The sequence below is a fragment of the Arthrobacter sp. AIWTK1 genome (assembly GCF_056680535.1).
Window position 1 is genome coordinate 3,444,154 of record NZ_CM155287.1, and the last position, 20,901, is coordinate 3,465,054.

Genomic DNA, 20,901 nt, shown 5'->3' on the forward strand with positions numbered 1-20,901 from the left:
AAGTTACTGCCCTCACGAAACGACAGCCGGGCGGCGCCGCTACGGAACGGGATTCCGCGCGTCGTACGCCAGGAAACCCGACTGCCGGCGCGCCACCGTCCACGCCACGGCGATGCACAACAACCCGCCCAGCAACAAAACCCAACCTTCACTCAAAAGTTTAGTGCCGCCACCCGCCAGCATGTCCCCGATCCGCGGACCGCCCGCAACCACCACCACAAACACTCCCTGGAGCCGCCCGCGAAGGTGGTCCGGCGTCGCCGCCTGGAGGATGGTGGTGCGGAACACGGCGCTCACGGAGTCCGAGATGCCGGCAAGGGCGCAGCAGAGCGCGGCGGGCAGCAGCCACCACGTCACCCCGTCGGCGCCGGAACGCCCGGCCAGCACCACCACCAGCCCGAAACCGGCGATGGACGCGCCCCATCCCATGACGGACCACACCACGGCGCTCCCCTGCCGGCGGATACCGCCCAGCGGCCCGGAGAACAGCCCTGCCAGGAACGCACCCACGGCAGTCGAGGCCAGGAGCACGCCCACGGTGGCCTCGCCCCCGCCGATCATCAGTGCGCCGATTGCCGGCATCAGTGCCCGTGGCTGCGCGAAGATCATGGCCACGAGGTCGATCACGAACGTCATGCGGAGGTTTGGACGAGTACCCAAAAAACGGAAGCCCTCCACCACGGACCGCAGCCCGGCACGGTGTGCTGCCTTTCCCGGCGGCATCGGCGGGAGCTTCAGCAGGGCCCAGAAAGCAAACGCAAAGCTCGCTACATCCAGCGTGTAGGTCCAGCCGAAGCCCACCCACGCCACCAGCACGCCGGCCAGGAGCGGGCCGGCGGTCATGGCCAATCCAAAGCTGATCATGCTCAGGGCGTTGGCCGCCGGCAGGAGTTCCTTGCGGACCAGCATGGGAATGATGGCGCTGCGGGCGGGCTGGTTGATCGCCTGGGCGCCGCTCTGCACAGCCACCAGCAGGTACAGCAGCCACACGCTGCCCACCTCGAGCCAGGCCTGCGCCGCCAGCCCGGCAGTGGTCAGCCACAGTACGGTGGTCGCCAGCAGGGCGACCCTGCGGCGGTCGTGGGCATCGGCGATGGAGCCGCCCAGCAGGCCTCCAAGCACCAGCGGAACCAGGGCAAAAATACTCAGCAACCCCACGTAGAGGCTGTCCTGCGTCAGCCGGTACACCTCAAGGCTGACCGCCACCAGGGTCAACTGGCTGCCAAGGTTGGAGATGGCTGATCCGAGCCAGAGCCGGCGGAAGTCACGGCTCTCGCGCAGCGGAGTGATGTCAGCCAGAAGTCTTCCCACCGGGCAACTCTAGCGGCGGGGGCCAATGGAACCGGGCCATTCGGCGTCCACCGTGCCGGGGCGCCCCCGTACGACGTCCCGCACCTTGATAGTCTCAGGCGGGGAAACACCACGGGGGAAGGAAGACGCATGCAGTTGTCCAGACGGCTGCTTTTCGGTTCGGCGGTTTGGGAAGTCACCCGGCCGCGCACTCCGCTGACTTCAGGGCACCTGATGATCCGGCTCAGCAATCCGGCAACGGCCCTGGACCACCGGTCGGCCGCCGACTGGCTGCGCTGCCACAACGCAGCCCGCCGGGCACTGGCCGATGTTCTCGGGGCGGACACCTGCACCCTGCTCTTCGCGCATCGCTGGCATCCGCTTGGCGCCGCGATCGGCGAACCTGCCGCGGAATCGTCCACCCCCACCTTCCACCTGTTCGGCCGCTGGGACGGCGAGCCGGTCACCCCCGCCGAGCAGCTCTCCCTGCCGGCGCAGCGCCGGAAGCCGGCGGAGGACCGGGACCTGGACACGTACGACGCCGGGCTCCGCACCGCGTTGCTGAAGGCGGCAGCTACCGCCGTGGCTGAGGCACCGGACGGTTCGGCTACCGAACCCCGCGCGGAAACTCTCCCGGCAACCGGCCCGGAAGAGACGGCGCCGCTGCCCGCCATCCGCGCCTGGACGCCGTCGTCCCCTGCGGGGTCGGACCATACGGTCCTCGCGCCGGATCGGCCCATCGGTTCCGTGGAGGACGTGACCCCGCGGGAACTGCTTGCCCTCGCCGCCGCCCTTGAGACCTTGGCTTTGCGGCCGGCCGTCACCGGCCTCAGCTGCATAGTGCCGGACACTGCCGTCACGGACGGCCGCCTGGAACTGCACGCGCTGGGCCGCTCCGCCGGTGAGTCCGTCAATCCGTTTGAAATGTTGCTGCGGTCTCCGGAAATTAGCCCCGCCTTATTGTGATTTAGTCATAATAAGTGCTTGAATGGGGCTATGACAGTTCACGAGGCGGGCCAGGATGCATGGGCTGCCGCCCTGCGCGCCCACGGCCGCCGGGTGACCAAACAGCGGATGGCGGTCCTCACCGCCGTCGAACGCCACCCGCACTCGCCGGCCGAAAGCATCCTTGCCGCAGCGCGTGAAGAACTGCCCGAAATGACCGCACAGTCCGTTTATGTGGTCCTCGGTGACCTCACGGACCTGCACATGCTGCGCCGGTTCGAACCGCCCCACTCCCCCGCACTCTACGAGACGCGGGTGGGCGACAACCACCACCACGCCATCTGCATCAGCTGCGGACGGGTGGAGGACGTGGATTGCGCCGTGGGCCACGCGCCCTGCCTCACGCCGCACTGGGACGAGAACTCCGAGCCGATGACCATCCAGATCGCTGACGTTATGTACCAGGGCATCTGCCAGGACTGCCAGCGCACCCAAAAGCTACCCGCCGAACGAAACTAAGCAAGAAACCCAACCAAAGGAGAAAGATGACTCTGAACATCTCTGCGCCCGCTGTGTCCACCACACAGTCCGGTGCTCCCGTCACGTCCGACGCTCACTCACAGGCTGTCGGCGCTGACGGCGCCATCATCCTGACCGACCACTACCTGATCGAAAAGCTCGCCCAGTTCAACCGCGAGCGGGTTCCGGAGCGCGTAGTGCACGCCAAGGGCGGCGGCGCGTTCGGTACGTTCAAGACCACCTCGGACGTCTCCAAGTACACCAAGGCCGCGTTCCTGCAGCCGGGTGAGGAGACCGAGATGCTGATCCGCTTCTCCTCCGTCGCCGGCGAGAGCGGCTCCCCCGACACCTGGCGCGATCCCCGCGGTTTCGCCGTGAAGTTCTACACCTCCGAGGGCAACTACGACCTCGTGGGCAACAACACCCCCGTCTTCTTCATCCGCGACGGCATCAAGTTCCCGGACTTCATCCACAGCCAGAAGCGCCTCCCGGGCACGCACCTGCGCGACGCCGACATGCAGTGGGACTTCTGGACCCTGTCCCCCGAGTCCGCGCACCAGGTCACCTGGCTCATGGGCGACCGCGGCCTGCCGGCTTCCTGGCGTGAAATGCAGGGCTACGGCTCACACACCTACCAGTGGATCAACGCCGAGGGCGAGCGCTTCTGGGTGAAGTACCACTTCAAGTCCAACCAGGGCGTCAAGAGCATCACCGGGGACCAGGCTGAAGAACTTGCCGGCTCGGATGCCGACTTCTACATTCGCGACCTGCAGGAAAACATCGCTGCGGGCAACTTCCCGTCCTGGGAGCTGCACGTCCAGGTCATGCCGTACGAAGACGCCAAGACCTACCGTTTCAACCCGTTCGACCTCACCAAGGTGTGGCCGCACTCTGACTACCCGCTGATCCACGTGGGCACCATGGAGCTGAACCGGAACCCGGAGAACTACTTCGCGCAGATCGAACAGGCCACCTTCGCGCCGTCGAACTTCGTGCCGGGCATCGCCGCTTCCCCGGACAAGATGCTGCAGGCCCGCATCTTCTCCTACGCTGACGCACACCGCTACCGCGTGGGCACCAACCACGCCCAGATCCCGGTGAACCAGCCGAAGAACCAGGTCAACAACTACAGCCAGGACGGCGCCGGGCGTTACCACTTCAACGCCTCCTCCGTTCCGGTCTACGCCCCCAACTCGGTTGGCGGCCCGGCTGCCGTTGAACCGCAGAACCCGGCAGGCGGCTGGGAGAACGACGGCCAGCTGACGCTCTCCGCCCACTCCCTGCACGCCGAGGACGGCGACTTCGGCCAGGCCGGCACGCTGTACCGCGAAGTGTTCGACGACGGCGCCAAGGCCCGCCTGCTGGACACCATCACCGGTGCTGTGGGCGGCGTGAAGAACGCCGGCATCAAGGAACGCGCCATCCAGTACTGGACCAACGTTGACGCCGAACTCGGCGCCAAGCTGCGCGCCAACCTCGGCGCCGGCCAGACGGAATCCGACGCTGAAGCAGCCAACAAGCTGTAACCCCTTCGGCGGCGCCGCCCGGCGCCGCCCGGCGCCACTGACGGCGAACGAACAGAACACCCCGCCACGGATCATCCGTGGCGGGGTGTTCTGTTTGATCCCGGACGGCGATATGGCTTGCGTCCGGCGCCGCAGGCCAGGCCGCCGGACTAGCCTGCGTTCGAGCCTGGGTTCGAGCCGGCCGTCGAGCCGGCGTTCGAACCGGCCGCGGCGGGGTTCGAGCCTGGGTTCGAGCCGGCCGCGGCGGGGCGGTGGCCCTTCTTGGCCAGCTGGATCTGCTCGTACACGTGGTGGCGGAGCTCGGTGAAGCGTGGCAGCGCCCTGGTGTTGAGCTGGTCGCGTTCGTCGGGGAGGTCGATCACGATGTCCTCCTGAACTACCGTCGGGGAGGACGACAGGATGATGACGCGTTCGCCGAGGTAGACCGATTCGTCGATGTCGTGGGTGACAAACAGCACGGTGACGCCGAGCTTCTTCCAGACCACCCGTATCAGGTCCTCCAAGTCCGCCCGAGTCTGCGCGTCCACTGCGGCGAACGGTTCGTCCATCAACAGGACCTCCGGCTGATACGCGATGGCACGGGCGATCGCCACACGCTGCTGCATGCCGCCGGAGAGCTGCCAGGGGTAGGAGCGCGGGACGTGGGACAGGCCCACGGCTTCGAGCGCCTCATCCACCAGCGTGTCGCGTTCCGCCTTGGGCACGCCCTGGTTCTTCAAGGGGAGCTCTACGTTCTCGCGCACCCGCATCCAGGGGAACAGGGACCGGCCGTACTCCTGGAAGACCACTGCCATCTTCTTGGGCGGCCCGGACACGCGCTTGCCGTCCAGCAGGACCTCGCCTGCGGTGGGCGCCATCAGGCCGGAGATGCACTTAAGAAGCGTGGTCTTGCCGGAGCCGGAGGGGCCAACGAGGCAGGCAAGTTCACCGGGGCGCAGGTCGAAGGTGAGGTTGCGAACGGCCTCAATGTCCCCGCCGTCGGTCTGGTATACCTTTTTCACGCCGCGGACGGAGAGCATCACCTCCGGCAGGGTTTTCCCGGACGAGGCCGGGGTTGGGTCAGGCTGCATTTTCTACCTCTTTCTGGCCGTGGTACCAGCGCAGGATGTGCCGCTCGGCCCACTGGAAGATGAATGACATGGCCACGCCCAGCAAACCGAGCACCACAATGCCGGACCACATTTCCGGTATGGCAAAGGAACGCTGGAACTGGACAATGGTGAAGCCAAGCCCCGAGGACGAGGCGAACATTTCGGAAATGACCATCAGGATCAACCCGAGGGACAGCGACTGGCGAACGCCGGCCATGATCTGCGGGCTGGCCGAGGGCAGCACGAGGTACCGGACCCGGGCCCAGCCGTCAATGCCATAGGTGTGCGCCGAATCCGAGAGGACACCGTCGACGGCACGCACCCCTTCGATGGTGTTCAACAGGACCGGCCAGACGCAGCCGGAGATGATGACCGCGACCTTCATGGAATCGGTGATGCCCATCAGGAGGATCAGGACCGGGACCAGGACCGGCGGCGGGATGGCGCGGAAGAATTCCAGCGTGGGTTCCAGCAGCGCACGGAGCCACTTGACCGACCCGATCAGGACACCGCCTACGACGCCGATCGCAATCGCGGCGACGACGCCCACCAGGAGCCGGGCGATGCTGGGCAGGACGTCGGTGAAGAAGCGGGGCCCGAACCAGACCTCGCCGAACTTGCCTACCAGTGCGGCCGGGGTGGGGACAAAGAAATTGACCGCCCCGAGGATTGAGGCCCACCACATCAGGACCAGGAGCACTGGCAGCGCAAGAACGTAGCCGAGTGTCTTCAGGGCTTTCATACGATCACCTCGGAACGGACGGAGGAGTGCCAGGACAGGGTCTTCTTCTCGATGAAGCGCATCAGGACGTTGATCAGCACGCCGATCAGGCCGGTCGCGAGCACCAGGGCGTACATGCCGGAAATGGCGCCGCCGGATTGCGCGAGGGCGATTTCACGGCCCAGGCCCGGGGAGCCGATCACCAATTCCGCCGTGATGGCCAGGACCAACGCCACCGTGGCGGCGAGCCGGACGCCGGTCATGAGGTACGGCAGGGCGGTGGGGAACACGACGTAGCGTATCCGCGCCATCCGGCCCAGTCCGTAGGTCTTCGCGGTGTTGTTGGCCACCATGTCCACGTCGGCCACCCCGTAAAGGACCTGGATCAGGACCTGCCAGAAGGCGGCGTACGTGATCAGCATGAGGGACGATTCAATCTTCACGCCGAAGAGGAGCACCGCCAAGGGGATCAACGCGACGGAAGGAATCGGGCGCAGGAACTCCACGGTGGAGTTGGTCGCCTTCCGCAGGAAGTCACTGGAGCCGATAACGAATCCCAGCAGCACGGCCAAGGCCACCGCGATGATGAGGCCCAGGAACCACGCTGCCATGGTCTCGCCCACCGAGATCCAGAATGCGGTCAGGCTGAAGTCCCGCACCAGCGCCAGGATCACTTCGCTGGCGGGCGGCAGGTAACGCTCATCGATGAGGCCGAGCCGGGGAATCAGTTCCCAGGTGGCGAGGAATCCCACGATCCCGGCCAGGCCGAGCAACTGCTTTGCCGGGAGCTTGCGGACCGGCCGGCGGTCCCGGCCCGCGCTGGGGGCGGGACCGCCGGAGGCTGGATCGTCGGAACTCACGGGAGGAGGTCGCCGGCGTTCGGTGCCTTGGTCAGTGTGCCGTATTTGGCGGCGGCGTCACCGAGGGTCTTGAAGGCATCTTTGTTGAAGTCGACCTTGTAGCGCGGGAGCACGATCTTGGCTCGCGTTCCCTCGTCGATCTTGGTGTAGGTGCCCACGATGTCGCGGACCTCCTGCGGGTGCGCCTGCGCGTACTCGAGGGACTTGTTCATGGCCCGGGTGAACTTTTGTGTGAGCTCGGCCTTGCCCTTGATGGTGTCCCCCTTGGTGAAGTAACCGGCGATGTCCAGGTCCGGACTCATCTCGGCGAAGTTCCAGGAGACCACCGTGCCGCCTTCAGCCACGGCCTTGGACAGGAAGGGCTCCAGGATCCACGCCGCATCCACCTGCTTGTTGGCCAGGGCCGCCGGGGCGTCCGGGAAGGCCACCTCAACGAACTTCACGCTCTTGGGGTCGCCGCCGTCCTTTTCGACGACCGACTTGATCGTGGTGTCGCCGATGTTGGAGAGGTTGTTGACCGAGACGGTCTTGCCCGCAAGGTCCTTGGCGGACTTAATGCTGGAGCCGGCGGGAACGACGACGCCGCCGATGTCCTTGCCCTTCTCACCCGTGGTGGAGGCGCCGTTGGCGACGAACTTCAGGTCGAGGCCCTTGTCCTTGGCGACCATCACGGAGATCAGGTTGGAAAAGGCGAAGTCGAAGCTGCCGCTGACGACGCCCGGGACGATTGCTGCGCCGCCGGTTGCGGTCTGGATGTCCAGCTGGAGTCCCTCTTCCTTGAAGAATCCCTGCTTGTCACCCAGGTAGATCGGCGCGCAGTCGACGATCGGTATCACGCCGACGCTGACTTTAGTCAGTTCCGCGCCGCCGGTGCTTCCGCCTGAGGCAGTTCCGCCTCCCGTGGAACTGGGCGAGCCGGACCCGCAGGCTGATAGGCCCAAAACTGATGCTGCGGCAAGCACAGCAATGGCAGTACGACGATTCATGTTCACTCCTTTGTGGACTGGCCTGGGAGCTGAACGGCCCCCAAGCCCCGCTTGTCCGCTGTCCGAACAAACGTTCGAGGTAAGTCTATTGGCACCAGAAGGTTGAAGGTCAAACTGATCACTCATCGTTATCCTCCTGATACTGGCATAACCGGAAGTCGGAAAGAAGGCGCCTTCGGTTCGGGTGGATGCGCCGGACCCTGCGGTTTCCACATACGCGCTGCCGGCTCTGGCTGGCGCTCATTCCGCTGCCTAGGATCACTGCATGACCACATTCGAGGGCATCCCCGCGGCGGCTGCCGCGTTCTATGCCGACCTTGAGCAGAACAACAACCGGGAGTGGTGGCTCGACCACAAGCCGCGCTACGAAACGCTCGTCCGGGAACCGCTGACGGCACTGCTGGCCCAGCTGGAACCCAGGTTCGGTCCGGCCAAAATCTTTCGGCCCAACCGGGACGTCCGGTTCTCCCCGGACAAGTCCCCCTACAAGACAGCCCAGGGAGCGGTCGCATCCTTCCAGGAAGGAGTGGGGTACTACGTGCAGCTCAGCGCCGACGGCCTCCTGGTAGGCGGCGGCTGCCATTCGAGCTCGCCTGCCCAGCTGGCCCGCTTCCGGAACTCGGTGGACGCCACCGGGACCGGCGAGTCGCTGGAGCGGATCGTCCGAACGGTCACCGATGCGGGGTTCCAGGTTGAGGGCGACCGGCTCAAGACCGTGCCGAGGGGCTTTCCGCGCGACCATCCCCGGGCGGAGCTCCTCAAGTACAAGTCGCTGTCGGCCGGTATGGAGCTGGGCGAACCGGACTGGCTATCCACACCCGCAGCCGCGGAGGGGGTTTCCCGGCTCTGGGAACAGCTTCGGCCACTCGTTGAATGGGTGGGCCGCCACGCCGCGCCCTAGGGCCGCGCCGCGCTGGTGCGCCCTGCTGGCGTCCCAGGCGTACCGGCGTCAGACGTGCTGGCCTTCCGTGGCCAGGCGGTGCTCAAGGTTCGAAAAGAACACAGCCACCATCAGTTCGAAAGCCTTCGTCGCTTCCTCGGGCTGGTTCATGACCACAAAATCGAACTGGAGCCCGTAGAACGTGGACGTAAAGAGCCGGGCGTCGGTGTCTGCGAACTCCGGGCGGATGCCCTGCACCACCAGCCAGTCGCGCGCTTTTTCGTGGAGCATGCGGAAATGGTCCTGGGCTGTGCCGCGGGGCGAGGCGGCCACGACGTCCTGCGCCGTCGCCTCGAACTCAAGCCTGGCCAGGTGGCGGTTGCGCTGGGCCATGGTCCACTGCCAGGACTCCATTAGGAACGACCGCCAGGCTTCCCGGTCGATGTCCCGCACGTCCGTGGTGCGCATGCTGTCCAGCCGGGATTCGATGGAGCGGATGATCTCGTTGACCAGTTGTTCCCGGTTGCCGAAGTGGTACACCAGCACGTAGGAGCTGATGCCCAGGCCTTCCGCGAGGCTCCGGAAGGTGAGTTCGGCCAGGGTCTTGTCCATCAGGTAGTCCTGAATGGCGGACAATAACTCCACCTTGCGTTGCGGTTTAACAGCTCTGGCCATGACTCCATCTTATGGAGTCATGGCCAGAGCGGATTCCGGGGCCCCGGAGTCAGTTGCGGGTGAGCGCGTCCTCGTTCCCCGCTGCGACCGGGGCGCCATTGACGGCGGCCCTGGCCTCAGCGAACTTCTCATTCAGCCGGGAGTGCCGCTGGCCGTAGGAGAAGTAGATCACCACACCGATGACCAGCCAGATGGCAAAGAAGATCCACGTCTCCACCGCGAGGTTGGTCATCAGGTAGAGGCACAGCAGGGCCGAGACCACGGGGAGAACCTTGCCGAACGGGACGCGGAAGGCCGGCTTGAGGTCCGGGCGCTTCTTCCGCAGGACCAGGATGCCCAGGCTCACCATCACAAAGGCGGACAGCGTGCCGATGTTGATCATTTCCTCCAACAGGTCCACGTTGGTCAGGCCGGCCACCACGGCCACAGCCGCGCCGCAGATCACCTGGAGCCGGACCGGTGTTGCACGGATGCTGCTGGTTTTGGACAGCGAGCGCGGCAGCAGTCCGTCGCGGCTCATGGCCAGGACCACGCGGGACAGGCCCATCAGGAGCACCATGATCACCGTGGTGAGGCCCACCAGTGAGCCGAAGGCGATGACCTTGGCGGCGTCGGTGTTGCCCACGGCTTCGAACGCGGTGGTGAGGGTGGGGTTCTTGGCCTCCGCCAGTTGCGTGTAGGACACCATGCCGGTCAGGGCGAGGGACACCAGGATGTAGAGAACGGTGACGATGGCCAGGCCGCCGAAGATGCCGCGCGGCAGGGTCTTCTGCGGGTTCTTGACCTCTTCTGCCGAGGTGGCAACCACGTCGAAACCGATGAAGGCGAAGAAGACCAGCGCCGCGCCGGCAAAGATGCCCAGCGTGCCGTATTGCGCCGGAACGGCTCCGGTCAGGAAACCGAAGAAGGACTGCTTGAGCACGTCGGCGGTGCCGGAGGCGGCAGTGGGTTCGGAAGCGGGGACAAACGGCGAGTAGTTTTCGAACTTCACGTACGTGAAGCCGACCACGATGACGAACAGCACCACGGCGATCTTGATGAGGGTGAAGATGTTGCCGACGCGGGCGGACAGCTTCGTCCCCAGCACCAGCAGGACCGTGAAGACGGCCACGATCAGGAAGGCGCCCCAGTAGAGGTCGATGCCGCCGAGGGAGATGGCGGGCGGAATGTCCAGGCCCATGAGTGCGAAGACTTTGCTGAGGTAGATGCCCCAGTACTTGGCGATCACGGCGCCGGCGGTGAAGAGTTCCAGGATGAGGTTCCAGCCGATGATCCAGGCCAGCAGCTCACCCATGGTGGCGTAGGTGAAGACGTAGGCCGAACCTGCAACCGGGATGGCCGTGGCAAATTCGGCGTAGCACATGATGGCCAGCGCGCAGGTGACGGCGGCAATGGCGAACGACACCGTGACGGCGGGGCCGGCAAAGTTTGCAGCGGCCTTGGCGCCGACGGAGAAGATCCCGGCTCCGACAGCAACGGCGACACCCATGATCATGAGGTCCCACGTGCTCAGGGAACGCTTCAGCTTGCGTCCGGGTTCATCGGCGTCGGCGATCGACTGCTCGATGGATTTCGTCCGGAAAAGGTTCATAGGAAAGTCCACAATCTCGATAGCTTGCTGGAAACAGACTTATCAAGAGTAGTGTCCATCCAGTGGACGGTCACATTTATCCCAGATACTGAGACGCGGAAAAGCGCGAACGGACAGTTGGGGCCCTCGTGAGAGGGGCCCCAACTGTCCGTTCGCGCTATCGGAGCCGGCCGCTCAGGAGGGCCAGTCCATCAGCGTTGACCGGATCAGGAACCGCTTGCCTTCCGGCGCCTCCACCGAGAAGCCGCTCCCCCGGCCCTGGACCACGTCCACGGTCAGGTGGGTGTGGCTCCAGTAGTTGAACTGCTCCCTGGACATCCAGAACTCGAGCGTCTTCGGCTCCACGCCGTCGGCAATATCGAACAGCCCCAGGAGGACATCGGCCTCGGCCGTGATGAAATCCCCCGCCGGATAGCACATTGGGGAGGAGCCGTCACAGCAGCCGCCGGACTGATGGAACATCAGGGGCCCGTGCTGGCCCCAGAGTTTCCGCAGCAAATCCACGGCCGTCCCGGTGAGCGCCACCCGGGAGAAGTCCTCCCCGGGCAGCGTCACCGCGGCGTCCAGCCTGGTGCCGGGCATCAGAACCTCAGCACCACGCGGCCGTCGATCTTGGCGTGCTTCATCTCGTCAAGAACCGCGTTCACTTCCGAAAGTTCCCGCGTGGACACCGTGGGGTGGATCTTGCCCTGGGCGTAGAAATCCAAGGCTTCCTCCAGGTCCTGCCGCGTTCCCACGATCGAGCCGCGGACGGTCAGGCCCTTGAGCACAATCTCGAAGATCGGCGCCGGGAAGTCGCCCGGCGGCAGGCCGTTGAACACGATAGTGCCGCCCCGGCGGGCCATCCCGATCGCCTGCCCGAAGGCTGACGGGTGCACTGCCGTAACCAGGACTCCATGGCAACCTCCGGTTTCGCGCTGGATGACTTCCACCGGGTCCTCGTGGAGGGCGTTAACGGTGAGTTCCGCGCCGTGCTTCTTGGCCAAGGCGAGCTTGTCGTCGGCGATGTCCACGGCGGCCACCCGCAGGCCCATGGCCACGGCGTACTGCACGGCGATGTGCCCGAGTCCGCCGATACCGGAGATGGTGACCCACTCCCCGGGCCTGGCTTCGGTCATCTTCAGGCCCTTGTAGACAGTGACGCCGGCACAGAGCACGGGGGCCACTTCCACGGGGTCCGAGCCCGCCGGGATGCGGGCGGCGAAGCGGCTGTCCACCAGCATGTACTCGCCGAAGGACCCGTCCACGCTGTAGCCGGCATTCTTCTGGGCTTCGCACAGTGTTTCCCAGCCGGTGCGGCAGTACTGGCAGTCACCGCAGGCGGACCAGAGCCAGGCGTTGCCCACAAGGTCTCCGACAGCCAGGTCGGTGACACCCTCGCCGAGGGCCACCACTTCACCCACGCCTTCGTGGCCGGGGATGAACGGCGGTGTGGGCTTGACCGGCCAGTCGCCCTCGGCCGCGTGAAGGTCCGTGTGGCAGACGCCGGTGGTGATGACCTTGACCAGTGCCTCTCCGCGGCCCGGAGTGGGAACGGGGAGGGACTGGATCTGAAGGTCTTTTCCGAATTCGGTTACTACGGCTGCTTGCATTGTCGTCGTCATTGGCGAAATCCTTGCGTCGTTAAAGCATTGCTTGGGGTGGGGCGGTAAAGAGTCGTGCTGCCTTCCTGAGGGGTGGTCAGGTGGTGCGGGCGGGGACGGATGCGTGCAATCCGTCCCCGCCCGGGCTAAAGCGGCTTAGAAGAAGCCGAGCTTGTTTTCGTTGTAGCTGACCAGGAGGTTCTTGGTCTGCTGGTAGTGGTCCAGCATCATGGAGTGGTTCTCACGTCCGATGCCGGAGGACTTGTACCCGCCGAACGCGGCACCGGCCGGGTAGGCGTGGTAGTTGTTGACCCAGACACGGCCCGCCTGTATTTCCCGGCCTGCCCGGTACGCAACGTTGCCGTTGCGGGACCAGACGCCGGCGCCGAGGCCGTAGAGGGTGTCGTTGGCGATGCCCATGGCGTCGTTGTAGTCGCTGAAGCGCGTCACGGAGACCACCGGGCCGAAGATCTCCTCCTGGAAGATCCGCATTTTGTTGTGGCCCTCGAAGACGGTGGGCTGGACGTAGAAGCCGCCGGCCAGGTCGCCGGGGAGTTCGGCACGTGCGCCGCCGGTGAGCACCTTGGCGCCCTCCTGCTTTCCGATGTCGATGTAGGAGAGGATCTTCTCGAGCTGGTCGTTGGAGGCCTGGGCGCCCACCTGGGTTTCGGTGTCCAGCGGGTTGCCCTGGATCATTTTCTCCACCCGGGCCACGGCGTCCGCCATGAAGGAGTCGTAGATGTCTTCCTGGACCAGGGCGCGGGACGGGCAGGTGCAGACTTCGCCCTGGTTGAACGCGAACAGCGCGAAGCCTTCCTGCGCCTTGTCGTAGAACGCGTCGTTCTCCTGGGCAACGTCGTTGAAGAAGATGTTCGGGCTCTTGCCGCCCAGCTCCAGGGTGACCGGGATCAGGTTCTGGCTGGCGTACTGGCTGATCAGGCGGCCCGTAGTGGTTTCGCCGGTGAAGGCGATCTTGCGGATCCGGGGGCTGGAGGCGAGCGGCTTGCCGGCCTCGACGCCGAAGCCGTTGACCACGTTGATGACGCCGGCGGGAAGGATGTCACCGATGAGCTCCATCAGCACCAGGATGGACGACGGCGTCTGCTCGGCCGGCTTGAGGACCACGGCGTTGCCGGCAGCCAGGGCCGGGGCGAGCTTCCAGACGGCCATGAGGATGGGGAAGTTCCACGGAATGATCTGGCCGACGACGCCGAGCGGCTCGTGGTAGTGGTACGCCGTGGTGTCGTCGTCGAGCTGCGACAGGCGGCCCTCCTGGGCGCGGACGGCGGAGGCAAAGTAGCGGAAGTGGTCGGCGGCCAGCGGAATGTCCGCGTTGAGGGTTTCGCGGATCGGCTTGCCGTTGTCCCAGGACTCGGCCACGGCCAGCATCTCAAGGTTCTCGTCGATGCGGTCCGCGATCTTGTTCAGGATGGCTGCGCGCTCGGCGACCGAGGTCTTGCCCCAGGAGGGTGCGACCTTGTGCGCGGCATCCAGCGCCAGTTCGATGTCCTCGGCGGTGCCGCGGGCCACCTCGCAGAATGCCTTGCCCGTGACCGGGGTGATGTTCTCGAAGTACTGGCCCTTGACGGGGGCAACCCACTCGCCGCCGATCCAGTTCTCGTAGCGGTCCTTGAACGTAACCTTCGAACCTTCGGTACCGGGCTGTGCATAGACAGTCATTGCTAGCTCCTTTGCTGTGCAAGATGATCAGCGGCCTGTGCTGGCGGCCGCCGTTGCATTCAGCGTAGGAGCTGGGAGGTTGCAGTCAGGTTGCAACCATGTGAGTCAGCTCACGTTGGGGCGCTTTCAGGCGCTGAGTTCCGTTTCCAGCCGTTCGAGGTCGGCGACGACGGCGGCCCGCTTGGGCGAGCGCGGCGGCAGGAGCTTCAGCGCGGCGGTGCGGACGCCGACGTCGTCCTTCGCCTCCGGCAGTTCCGCGTACTTCAGCAGCGCATCAGCGCTGCCGTCGGTGAGCACCGCTTCGCGCAGCAGTGACGAGACGCGGTCCCGGAGTTCCACGATGCCCGGCGCTTCGGACCGCGGCAGCACGGCGCCGCGGTAGATCTCCAGCGCGATGCGGTGGGCGCCGCGCTGCAGGCAGTTGAGGACCTGGCTGGAATCCGGCATCAGGTCCATGGGCAGCCGGTACGGCCGCGAGCCGGGGACGGCTTCAGGGCTGAGCTGCTGCAGGACCTTGCGCAGGCGCACCATCTCGGGCCGCAGCGTCATGGACGAGCCGTCTCCCGGGTACAGCAGGGTGCAGAGTTCCTCGGCGCTAAGCCCGTCCGGATGAACGCTGAGCAGCGCCAGGATTTCGCTGTGCCGGGCCGAAAGCGCCACGGTGCGGCCCTCGATGCTGAGCAGGGCCTGGTCCCGGCCCAGGAGCTGGAGACTGTTGCGGTAGAGGCTGCCGGAACCCGCAGCGGAAGCGGTCCGTGCCGTGGAAGCTGCCGTCCGCCGTCGTACCGGCGCTGCCTGGCGGGCGGCCGCCAGCTGGAGCCGTTCCACGCGCAACTGGGCCTGGGCGGCAGCCACCGTTGCCTCCACGAGGGACAGCGTGTGCGGTGCGACGGCGGACTCGGTGCCGGTAATGTCCACCACCCCCAGCAGGGCGCCGGAATCCGGGTCATGGAACGGGACGGCCGTGCAGCTCCACGGGTGGACGGACCGCTTGTAATGTTCGGCGCCGGAAATCTGGATGCTGCGACCCACGGCGAGCGCGGTGCCCGGGGCGCTGGTTCCGACGCTGGCCTCGGACCAGTCGGCGCCCGCCACGAACATCATGCCTTCGGCCCGGCGCTGCATGACGGCGTCGCCTTCCACCCACAGGAGCCGGCCCACTTCATCGCCCACGGCAACCAGCAGGCCGCTGTCGTGGCTGGGCAGGACCAGGAGCTTATGGATCACCGGCATGATCGTGGCCAGGGGGTGCTGCCGGCGGTACTCATCCAGCTCTTCCCGGTCCATGGCCAGCGGCGCTTCGGGGTTGTCCGGGTTGGCCCGGAACTGGACAGAACGCTGCCAGGATTCCTCCACCAGGCTGCGCAGCCCGGGCACCCGCACACCCGCAGGGCCGCCGGCGCTGCCGGTGATCAGCGGGCCGGGCCCGGTCAGCAGCTCGTGGCCCGCCAGGGCATCCCGCTGGAGCAGTGCTGCAGCGTCGTTTCTGTCTGCGGTGCCCGCGGCAGCCGGCTGCAAGATATTCCTCATTGGACTCCCCTGCCGGCACAGCGGTGTGCCAGGCGTGACGTCATGCCGAAGTGGCGTGGTCCGGTCAGTCTAGTTCCCGCCCGGCCCGGCCGCCACAGGGTTAGCCGTCGGCGCTGCGGGAAATGCGGATCATTTCCTCGCGGGGAACAACCTTAATGCGTTCACGCACGACGCCGGTGTCCGCTTCGGCTTCGGTCCACGCCTTCCCGAGGGCTGCTTCGTGCGCGTCGAGCCTATTCCAGCCTTCCCAGGTGGTGTACTCCACGCCGCGCTCCTCGAGCAGGGCGATGATGGCGTGCGGGTCCGGGTCCTGCGCCGGGGGCAGCGTCAGCCGGTCCTCGAGCAGGCAGCCGATGGTTTCCAGGGCGTCGCCCTTCGTGTGCCCGATCAGGCCCACCGGTCCGCGCTTGATCCAGCCGGTGGCGTAGATCCCCGGAACGGGGTTGCCGTCGGCGTCCAGCACGCGGCCGCCTTCGTTGGGAATCACGCCGGCCTTGGCGTCGTATTCGAGTTCGTCCAGCGGCGAGCCGTGGTACCCGATGGCCCGGTACACGGCCTGGACGGGGTAGTCGATGTACTCCCCCGTGCCCTTCACGTGGCCGGTGCCATCCAGCTGCATCCGCTCGAACTTGATGCCCGCGACCTTGCCGGCGGCAGCGGTGTTGCCGGCGGCAGTGTTGCCGGCGGCGTCATAAATCTCGACCGGGCTGTGCAGGAAGTGCAGGTGGAGCCGGCGGGAGGAAGGCACCTCGGCTTCGGTGTGCTCCTCGACCAGCCAGTTGGTCATCGTGTTGACCATGGTCTTGGTCTGGTTGTTGGTGCGGATGGCTTCCTCGGACGCTTCATCGAACTCGAAGTCCTCCGGGTAGAGCACAATGTCAACGTCCTTGGCGTGGCTCAGCTCGCGCAGTTCCAGCGGGGTGAACTTCACCTGGGCGGGGCCGCGGCGGCCGAAGACGTGCACGTCCGTGACCGGGGATTTCTTCAGCGCCTGGTAGACGTTGTCCGGGATTTCCGTGGACAGCAGCTCGTCCGCGTGCTTCACCAGCATGCGGGCCACGTCCAGGGCAACGTTGCCGTTGCCGATCACGGCGATTTCCTTGGCCTCCAGCGGCCATTCGCGCGGCACGTCGGGGTGGCCGTCGTACCAGGAGACGAAGTCCGCGCCGCCGAACGATCCTTCAAGCTCGACGCCGGGGACGTTGAGGTCGGCGTCCTTGATGGCGCCGGTGGAAAAGATCACAGCGTCGTAGAAGGCGCGGAAATCGTGGAGTTTCAGGTCGCGGCCGTATGCCACGTTGCCCAGGAACCGGATGTCCCCGCGGTCCAGGACCTTGTGCAGGGCGTTCACGATGCCCTTGATGCGCGGGTGGTCCGGAGCCACCCCGTAGCGGATCAGGCCGTACGGGGCAGGGTAGGCCTCGAAAAGGTCGATGCTGACTTCGAAGTCGCCGTCCTTGACCTCATTGGACTTGGTCAGGATGTCCGCGGCGTAGACGCCGGCCGGTCCGGCGCCGACGATCGCGACGCGGAGGGGACGTTTGGGAGTGGTTTCGGCCGAATTGGACACCGGGAGCCCTTCTGGAACTGAGAGACTGCGCCAGGTCACTGAGCGCACAATTCCCCCATTCTAATTGCTCAGCCCGCTTTCTTCGGGGAGCTGTTGAGGGATACGACGTCGCCTTCCCGGTACAGCATGGCGCGCAGTTCCGCTTCCGCCGAACCCGTCCGGCGGGGGTCGATCGTCTCGCCCGCGGAAAAGTGATCCAGCAGCCGCGGATCCACGTAGCTTTTCCGGGCGATCGACGGCGTGTTCCCCAGCACAGCGGCAGCGTCCTGCATCGCCAGGCTGATGGCCCGTTTCCTCGCAGCCACCGTGGCCTGCGGCCCGGTCCGGGCCAGGCTGACGGCGGCCGCCACGGTGCCGCGGAGCGTCCGGAAGTCCTTGGCGGTGAAATCCCCGCCCGTGCGTTCCTTGACGTACTCGTTGATTTCCGAGCTGCCCACGGGGTGCCAGCTGCGCCCGTTTTTGTACGCCAGGAGCCTGGCGTTCCCGCCGCGCCGCTTGAGCGAACGGACCAGGGCGGCGAGGTCGGCGTCGTCGATTTCCGAATCCCAGGTCTTCCCGCTCTTGGCCGGAAAACTGAGCCGGAGGCTCTCCTGCTTCACCTTCACGTGGGCGCATAGCAGTGTGGCCAGGCCGTGGCTGCCGTTCTCATTGGTGTACCGCTCGGATCCCACCCGCAGTGACCCGCTGTCCAGCATCCTGAAGGCGCCGGCCAGGACGCGTTCGCGCGAGAAGCCCTCGCTGCGGAGGTCCAGGGTGACCAGCCTGCGTGCGGTCGGCAGGGATTCGGCGAGCTGGAGGGCGCGGTCGAACTTGAGCCGGTCCTTCTTTTCCCGCCAGGCGGGGTGGTAGATGTACTGCCGCCGGCCCACGGCGTCGAGCCCCGTGGCCTGGATGTGCCCGTTGTCGTAGGGGGCGATCCACACATCGGTCCATGCTGGCGGGATGCCGATGCTTTCCAGCCGCTCCCGGACGGGACCCGGCGGCAGCGTGGAACCGTCCAGGTCGCGGTACGTGAAGCCGGTGCCGGCAGCCAGGCGCCGGTAGCCCCTGCCCGAGGCGTTGCTGTGGCGGAGCCTCATCGTGCTGGCCGCTCAGGATGCGAATTCATAACGGTAAGCGTACTGAGTACCGCAAGTGTCCGGGATATCGCTAACGGGAATCTGTACCGTGTTGGCGGAATACAGCCCGCGGAGGTGGTGTTATTGATCGTGTGCCTACACCCGACGGAACTGCCTCAGCACCTGCCGTGACCACCACGGGTACGCCCGCTTCCAGCGGGCATTCCAGTGGGGCTTCCGGCGGGCAGCCGCGCCGCCCCGGCGTCGAACTTAAAGCGGTGGACAAGGACACGACGGCGGGTGTCCTCTTCGGGATTGGTGCGTACGGACTCTGGGGGCTGCTGCCCCTGTACTTCTTCGTCCTGCAGCCCGCCGGCGCGGTGGAGATCGTCGCCAACCGCGTGGTGTGGTCGCTGGTGTTCTGCACCCTGCTGATCACGGTCACCCGCTCCTGGCGGGTCCTGGCGGACGCTTTCCGGGACCGGACCGTCCTCGGCACGCTGTCCATCGCTGCGGCCCTGATCGCGGTGAACTGGCTGACGTACACCTACGGCGTGACCACCGGCCAGGCGGTGGAGGCGTCCCTGGGCTACTTCATCAACCCGCTCGTCTCCGTCCTGCTGGGCGTGTTCGTGCTGAAGGAAACGCTGCGCCCGCTCCAGTGGGCCGCCGTCGGGATCGGCTTTGTTGCCGTAGTGGTCCTGACGATTTCGTACGGCAAGCTCCCCTGGATCGCGCTGACGCTGGCGGTGAGCTTCGGGCTGTACGGGTTCGTGAAGAAGCGGATCGGGCCCAAGGCCGACGCCGTCACCAGCCTGACGATGGAGACAGTGGTGCTCACTCCCCTGGCGGCGGCCACGATGATCTTCCTGGCAATCAGCGGCACCAACACGCTGGGGACGCAGGGCACCACGCACTTCTGGCTGCTGGTTTCCTCAGGCGTGATCACGGCGGTACCGCTGCTGTTTTTTGGAGCCTCCGCCCGCCGCCTGCCCATGACCACCATCGGGCTGCTGCAGTACTTCGCCCCCGTGCTCCAGTTCATCGTGGCCCTGGTGGTGTTCAAGGAAACCATGACCCTGGACCGCTGGATCGGCTTCGGCGTGGTCTGGCTGGCGCTGCTGGTGCTGACGGTGGACATGCTGGCGGTGACCCGCCGCAACTCCGTGGCGAAGAAGCGGGCCCTGGCCGGAGCGCGAACGGGCAGATAAGTCCCGGCGCACCCGCAGCCCCCCGCGCGAACGGGCAGATAATGCCCTGCTTTTCGGTTTTTGGGGGCATTATCTGCCCGTTCGCGCATATCCCTTCGCGCTTGCCCGTTCGCGCTCAAGTAGCCAGTGGGTCAGGGGGCCATGGCGGTGTCCACCCGCTCATACTCGCGCGGGATGACCACCATGGGCACCGGCAACGCGCGGAGCACTTTGTTGGCCGTGCTGCCGATGAATAGCTTGTTCCGCTCGGCCAGGCGCGAGGATCCCACGATCAGGATCTCACCGTCATCCCAGTCAAGGTCGTCGATGCACTCCTCGATGGTGCGGCCGTGGGCCACCTCCACCGTGACCATGTGCCCTTCGGGGAGCCGGCGCGAGGCTTCGGTGAGCACGGTGTTCGCGTGCACGTGAGCCGCGTTGACTACTTCTCCCGGATCGCCTTCAGCGTCCAGTTCCACCAGGGACACCATGCGCAGCGGGACGCCGCGGCGCTCTGCGGATCCGATGGCGACGTCGATCGCGGCATCCGCACCGGCCCGCTGTCCGACGGCGAGGGTCAGCCGGGATATCGGCTCGGTCCGGCGGTAGCCGCGCGGGGCAAGCGCCACCGGCACCGGGGAAGCGTGCAGCAGTGCGTTGGCCACGCTGCCTATGGTGTGGCGTTTGAACAGACCGTTGCTTGCCGCGCCGACCACGATGAGGCCGGCTTCGATGTCGACCGCGGCTTCAATCAGGCCCGCAGCGAACGACTCCGCGTGGCGTACGTGAAATTCGACGGGGACGTCCTCCGCGACCAGGCCGAGCCCTTCGCGCTGCGCATCCTTCACGGCCTGCTCGCGGGCGAGGTCATGGCCGCTCGCCACCTCGTGCGCAACGTGCAGTCCCTTGTCCACCACATAGACGAGGTCGAGCTGCGCGCCCTGCGCCCGGGCTAATGCGGACGCCAGGGCAACTGCATCGGCGCCGCGCTCGTTTGGTGTGTAGCCAACTACGTATCGCATGGGTGAACCCCTTTGTGGGTCTGGGGCAGAATCCAGCCTCGCCCGGGGTGCCCGGGCGACGTCGGCCGGTCTGCGTTCCTGCAGTGGTACTGCTGACTCTAGCCCACACAGGCACAAATCAGAGGTGATTTCCTGGCTCCCGCAGCAGCACCAACAGAAGAGCCGCGGACCGTCGGTCCGCGGC

The 20,901-nt window shown here is 66.1% G+C and carries 19 protein-coding genes; 5 read left to right on the forward strand and 14 right to left on the reverse strand.

The annotated features are described in order from the left end of the window. Positions 1-39: 39 nt before the first annotated feature. On the reverse strand, positions 40-1,311 hold the full coding sequence (locus AC1MDG_RS15790; protein WP_479805004.1) for an MFS transporter: 1,272 nt from the start codon (positions 1,309-1,311) through the stop codon (positions 40-42). Between the two features lie 129 nt (positions 1,312-1,440). Between AC1MDG_RS15790 and AC1MDG_RS15795 the strand changes: the two genes are divergently transcribed. Genes AC1MDG_RS15795 through AC1MDG_RS15805 form a run of 3 tightly spaced genes read left to right on the forward strand, consistent with a single transcriptional unit; the run spans position 1,441 to position 4,280 of the window. Continuing rightward, on the forward strand, positions 1,441-2,256 hold the full coding sequence (locus tag AC1MDG_RS15795) for a hypothetical protein (protein ID WP_479805006.1): 816 nt from the start codon (positions 1,441-1,443) through the stop codon (positions 2,254-2,256). 30 nt (positions 2,257-2,286) lie between these two features. Continuing rightward, positions 2,287-2,754, forward strand: a complete 468-nt coding sequence (locus tag AC1MDG_RS15800; protein ID WP_043483322.1) for a Fur family transcriptional regulator — start codon at positions 2,287-2,289, stop codon at positions 2,752-2,754. Positions 2,755-2,780: 26 nt separating this feature from the next. Then, positions 2,781-4,280, forward strand: coding sequence for a catalase (locus tag AC1MDG_RS15805; RefSeq protein WP_043483324.1), 1,500 nt, complete (start codon positions 2,781-2,783; stop codon positions 4,278-4,280). Positions 4,281-4,429: 149 nt separating this feature from the next. Here AC1MDG_RS15805 and AC1MDG_RS15810 read toward each other — a convergent pair whose 3' ends face one another. From AC1MDG_RS15810 to AC1MDG_RS15825, 4 genes are read right to left on the reverse strand one after another with little or no spacing between them, the layout of a single operon-like run. Beyond that, positions 4,430-5,350, reverse strand: a complete 921-nt coding sequence (locus AC1MDG_RS15810) for an ABC transporter ATP-binding protein (RefSeq protein ID WP_479805009.1) — start codon at positions 5,348-5,350, stop codon at positions 4,430-4,432. Then, the gene (locus AC1MDG_RS15815; protein ID WP_479805010.1) at positions 5,340-6,113 is read right to left on the reverse strand and encodes an ABC transporter permease; all 774 of its coding nucleotides are present in this window, start codon (positions 6,111-6,113) and stop codon (positions 5,340-5,342) included. Before AC1MDG_RS15815 ends, AC1MDG_RS15810 begins: the two co-directional genes overlap by 11 nt. After that, the gene (locus AC1MDG_RS15820; RefSeq protein ID WP_479805012.1) at positions 6,110-6,952 is read right to left on the reverse strand and encodes an ABC transporter permease; all 843 of its coding nucleotides are present in this window, start codon (positions 6,950-6,952) and stop codon (positions 6,110-6,112) included. The genes AC1MDG_RS15815 and AC1MDG_RS15820 overlap by 4 nt, the downstream gene beginning before the upstream one ends. Beyond that, on the reverse strand, positions 6,949-7,938 hold the full coding sequence (locus tag AC1MDG_RS15825; protein WP_043483336.1) for an ABC transporter substrate-binding protein: 990 nt from the start codon (positions 7,936-7,938) through the stop codon (positions 6,949-6,951). The genes AC1MDG_RS15820 and AC1MDG_RS15825 overlap by 4 nt, the downstream gene beginning before the upstream one ends. A 265-nt stretch (positions 7,939-8,203) precedes the next feature. Between AC1MDG_RS15825 and AC1MDG_RS15830 the strand changes: the two genes are divergently transcribed. After that, the gene (locus AC1MDG_RS15830) at positions 8,204-8,839 is read left to right on the forward strand and encodes a DUF2461 domain-containing protein (RefSeq protein ID WP_479805014.1); all 636 of its coding nucleotides are present in this window, start codon (positions 8,204-8,206) and stop codon (positions 8,837-8,839) included. 48 nt (positions 8,840-8,887) lie between these two features. On the opposite strand, the gene AC1MDG_RS15835 is transcribed toward AC1MDG_RS15830, so the two are convergent. From AC1MDG_RS15835 to AC1MDG_RS15870, 8 genes are all read right to left on the reverse strand, one after another. Next, the gene (locus AC1MDG_RS15835; protein WP_479805016.1) at positions 8,888-9,493 is read right to left on the reverse strand and encodes a TetR/AcrR family transcriptional regulator; all 606 of its coding nucleotides are present in this window, start codon (positions 9,491-9,493) and stop codon (positions 8,888-8,890) included. Positions 9,494-9,542: 49 nt separating this feature from the next. After that, positions 9,543-11,084, reverse strand: a complete 1,542-nt coding sequence (locus AC1MDG_RS15840) for an amino acid permease (RefSeq protein WP_479805018.1) — start codon at positions 11,082-11,084, stop codon at positions 9,543-9,545. Between the two features lie 174 nt (positions 11,085-11,258). Further along, positions 11,259-11,666, reverse strand: a complete 408-nt coding sequence (locus AC1MDG_RS15845) for a DUF779 domain-containing protein (protein WP_479805019.1) — start codon at positions 11,664-11,666, stop codon at positions 11,259-11,261. Continuing rightward, entirely contained in the window at positions 11,666-12,688 is a 1,023-nt protein-coding gene (gene adhP / locus AC1MDG_RS15850; protein ID WP_200891041.1) for an alcohol dehydrogenase AdhP, read from the reverse strand. The genes AC1MDG_RS15845 and adhP overlap by 1 nt, the downstream gene beginning before the upstream one ends. Before the next feature lie 135 nt (positions 12,689-12,823). After that, positions 12,824-14,347 (reverse strand): acetaldehyde dehydrogenase ExaC, encoded by a 1,524-nt coding sequence (exaC, locus tag AC1MDG_RS15855; RefSeq protein ID WP_479805021.1) that lies wholly within the window; start codon positions 14,345-14,347, stop codon positions 12,824-12,826. Positions 14,348-14,473: 126 nt separating this feature from the next. Further along, positions 14,474-15,877, reverse strand: a complete 1,404-nt coding sequence (locus tag AC1MDG_RS15860) for a helix-turn-helix domain-containing protein (RefSeq protein WP_479805023.1) — start codon at positions 15,875-15,877, stop codon at positions 14,474-14,476. Between the two features lie 100 nt (positions 15,878-15,977). After that, positions 15,978-17,447, reverse strand: a complete 1,470-nt coding sequence (locus tag AC1MDG_RS15865; protein WP_479805025.1) for an FAD-dependent oxidoreductase — start codon at positions 17,445-17,447, stop codon at positions 15,978-15,980. Between the two features lie 68 nt (positions 17,448-17,515). After that, positions 17,516-18,526, reverse strand: coding sequence for a DNA topoisomerase IB (locus AC1MDG_RS15870; protein ID WP_479805026.1), 1,011 nt, complete (start codon positions 18,524-18,526; stop codon positions 17,516-17,518). Positions 18,527-18,783: 257 nt separating this feature from the next. Between AC1MDG_RS15870 and rarD the strand changes: the two genes are divergently transcribed. After that, positions 18,784-19,716: an EamA family transporter RarD gene (gene rarD / locus AC1MDG_RS15875; RefSeq protein ID WP_479809118.1), complete on the forward strand. Its 933-nt coding sequence runs from the start codon at positions 18,784-18,786 to the stop codon at positions 19,714-19,716. 131 nt (positions 19,717-19,847) lie between these two features. On the opposite strand, the gene AC1MDG_RS15880 is transcribed toward rarD, so the two are convergent. Then, entirely contained in the window at positions 19,848-20,717 is an 870-nt protein-coding gene (locus AC1MDG_RS15880; RefSeq protein ID WP_479805028.1) for a universal stress protein, read from the reverse strand. Positions 20,718-20,901 lie beyond the last annotated feature (184 nt).

Bases quoted from the DNA above. Each gene is read 5' to 3' on its own strand.
- AC1MDG_RS15795 (WP_479805006.1), top strand. From the start codon at position 1,441: ATGCAGTTGTCCAGACGGCTGCTTTTCGGTTCGGCGGTTTGGGAAGTC.
- AC1MDG_RS15800 (WP_043483322.1), top strand. From the start codon at position 2,287: ATGACAGTTCACGAGGCGGGCCAGGATGCATGGGCTGCCGCCCTGCGC.
- AC1MDG_RS15805 (WP_043483324.1), top strand. From the start codon at position 2,781: ATGACTCTGAACATCTCTGCGCCCGCTGTGTCCACCACACAGTCCGGT.
- AC1MDG_RS15810 (WP_479805009.1), bottom strand. From the start codon at position 5,350: ATGCAGCCTGACCCAACCCCGGCCTCGTCCGGGAAAACCCTGCCGGAG.
- AC1MDG_RS15815 (WP_479805010.1), bottom strand. From the start codon at position 6,113: ATGAAAGCCCTGAAGACACTCGGCTACGTTCTTGCGCTGCCAGTGCTC.
- AC1MDG_RS15825 (WP_043483336.1), bottom strand. From the start codon at position 7,938: ATGAATCGTCGTACTGCCATTGCTGTGCTTGCCGCAGCATCAGTTTTG.
- AC1MDG_RS15830 (WP_479805014.1), top strand. From the start codon at position 8,204: ATGACCACATTCGAGGGCATCCCCGCGGCGGCTGCCGCGTTCTATGCC.
- AC1MDG_RS15835 (WP_479805016.1), bottom strand. From the start codon at position 9,493: ATGGCCAGAGCTGTTAAACCGCAACGCAAGGTGGAGTTATTGTCCGCC.
- AC1MDG_RS15840 (WP_479805018.1), bottom strand. From the start codon at position 11,084: ATGAACCTTTTCCGGACGAAATCCATCGAGCAGTCGATCGCCGACGCC.
- AC1MDG_RS15845 (WP_479805019.1), bottom strand. From the start codon at position 11,666: ATGCCCGGCACCAGGCTGGACGCCGCGGTGACGCTGCCCGGGGAGGAC.
- adhP (WP_200891041.1), bottom strand. From the start codon at position 12,688: ATGACGACGACAATGCAAGCAGCCGTAGTAACCGAATTCGGAAAAGAC.
- exaC (WP_479805021.1), bottom strand. From the start codon at position 14,347: ATGACTGTCTATGCACAGCCCGGTACCGAAGGTTCGAAGGTTACGTTC.
- AC1MDG_RS15860 (WP_479805023.1), bottom strand. From the start codon at position 15,877: ATGAGGAATATCTTGCAGCCGGCTGCCGCGGGCACCGCAGACAGAAAC.
- AC1MDG_RS15870 (WP_479805026.1), bottom strand. From the start codon at position 18,526: ATGAGGCTCCGCCACAGCAACGCCTCGGGCAGGGGCTACCGGCGCCTG.
- AC1MDG_RS15880 (WP_479805028.1), bottom strand. From the start codon at position 20,717: ATGCGATACGTAGTTGGCTACACACCAAACGAGCGCGGCGCCGATGCA.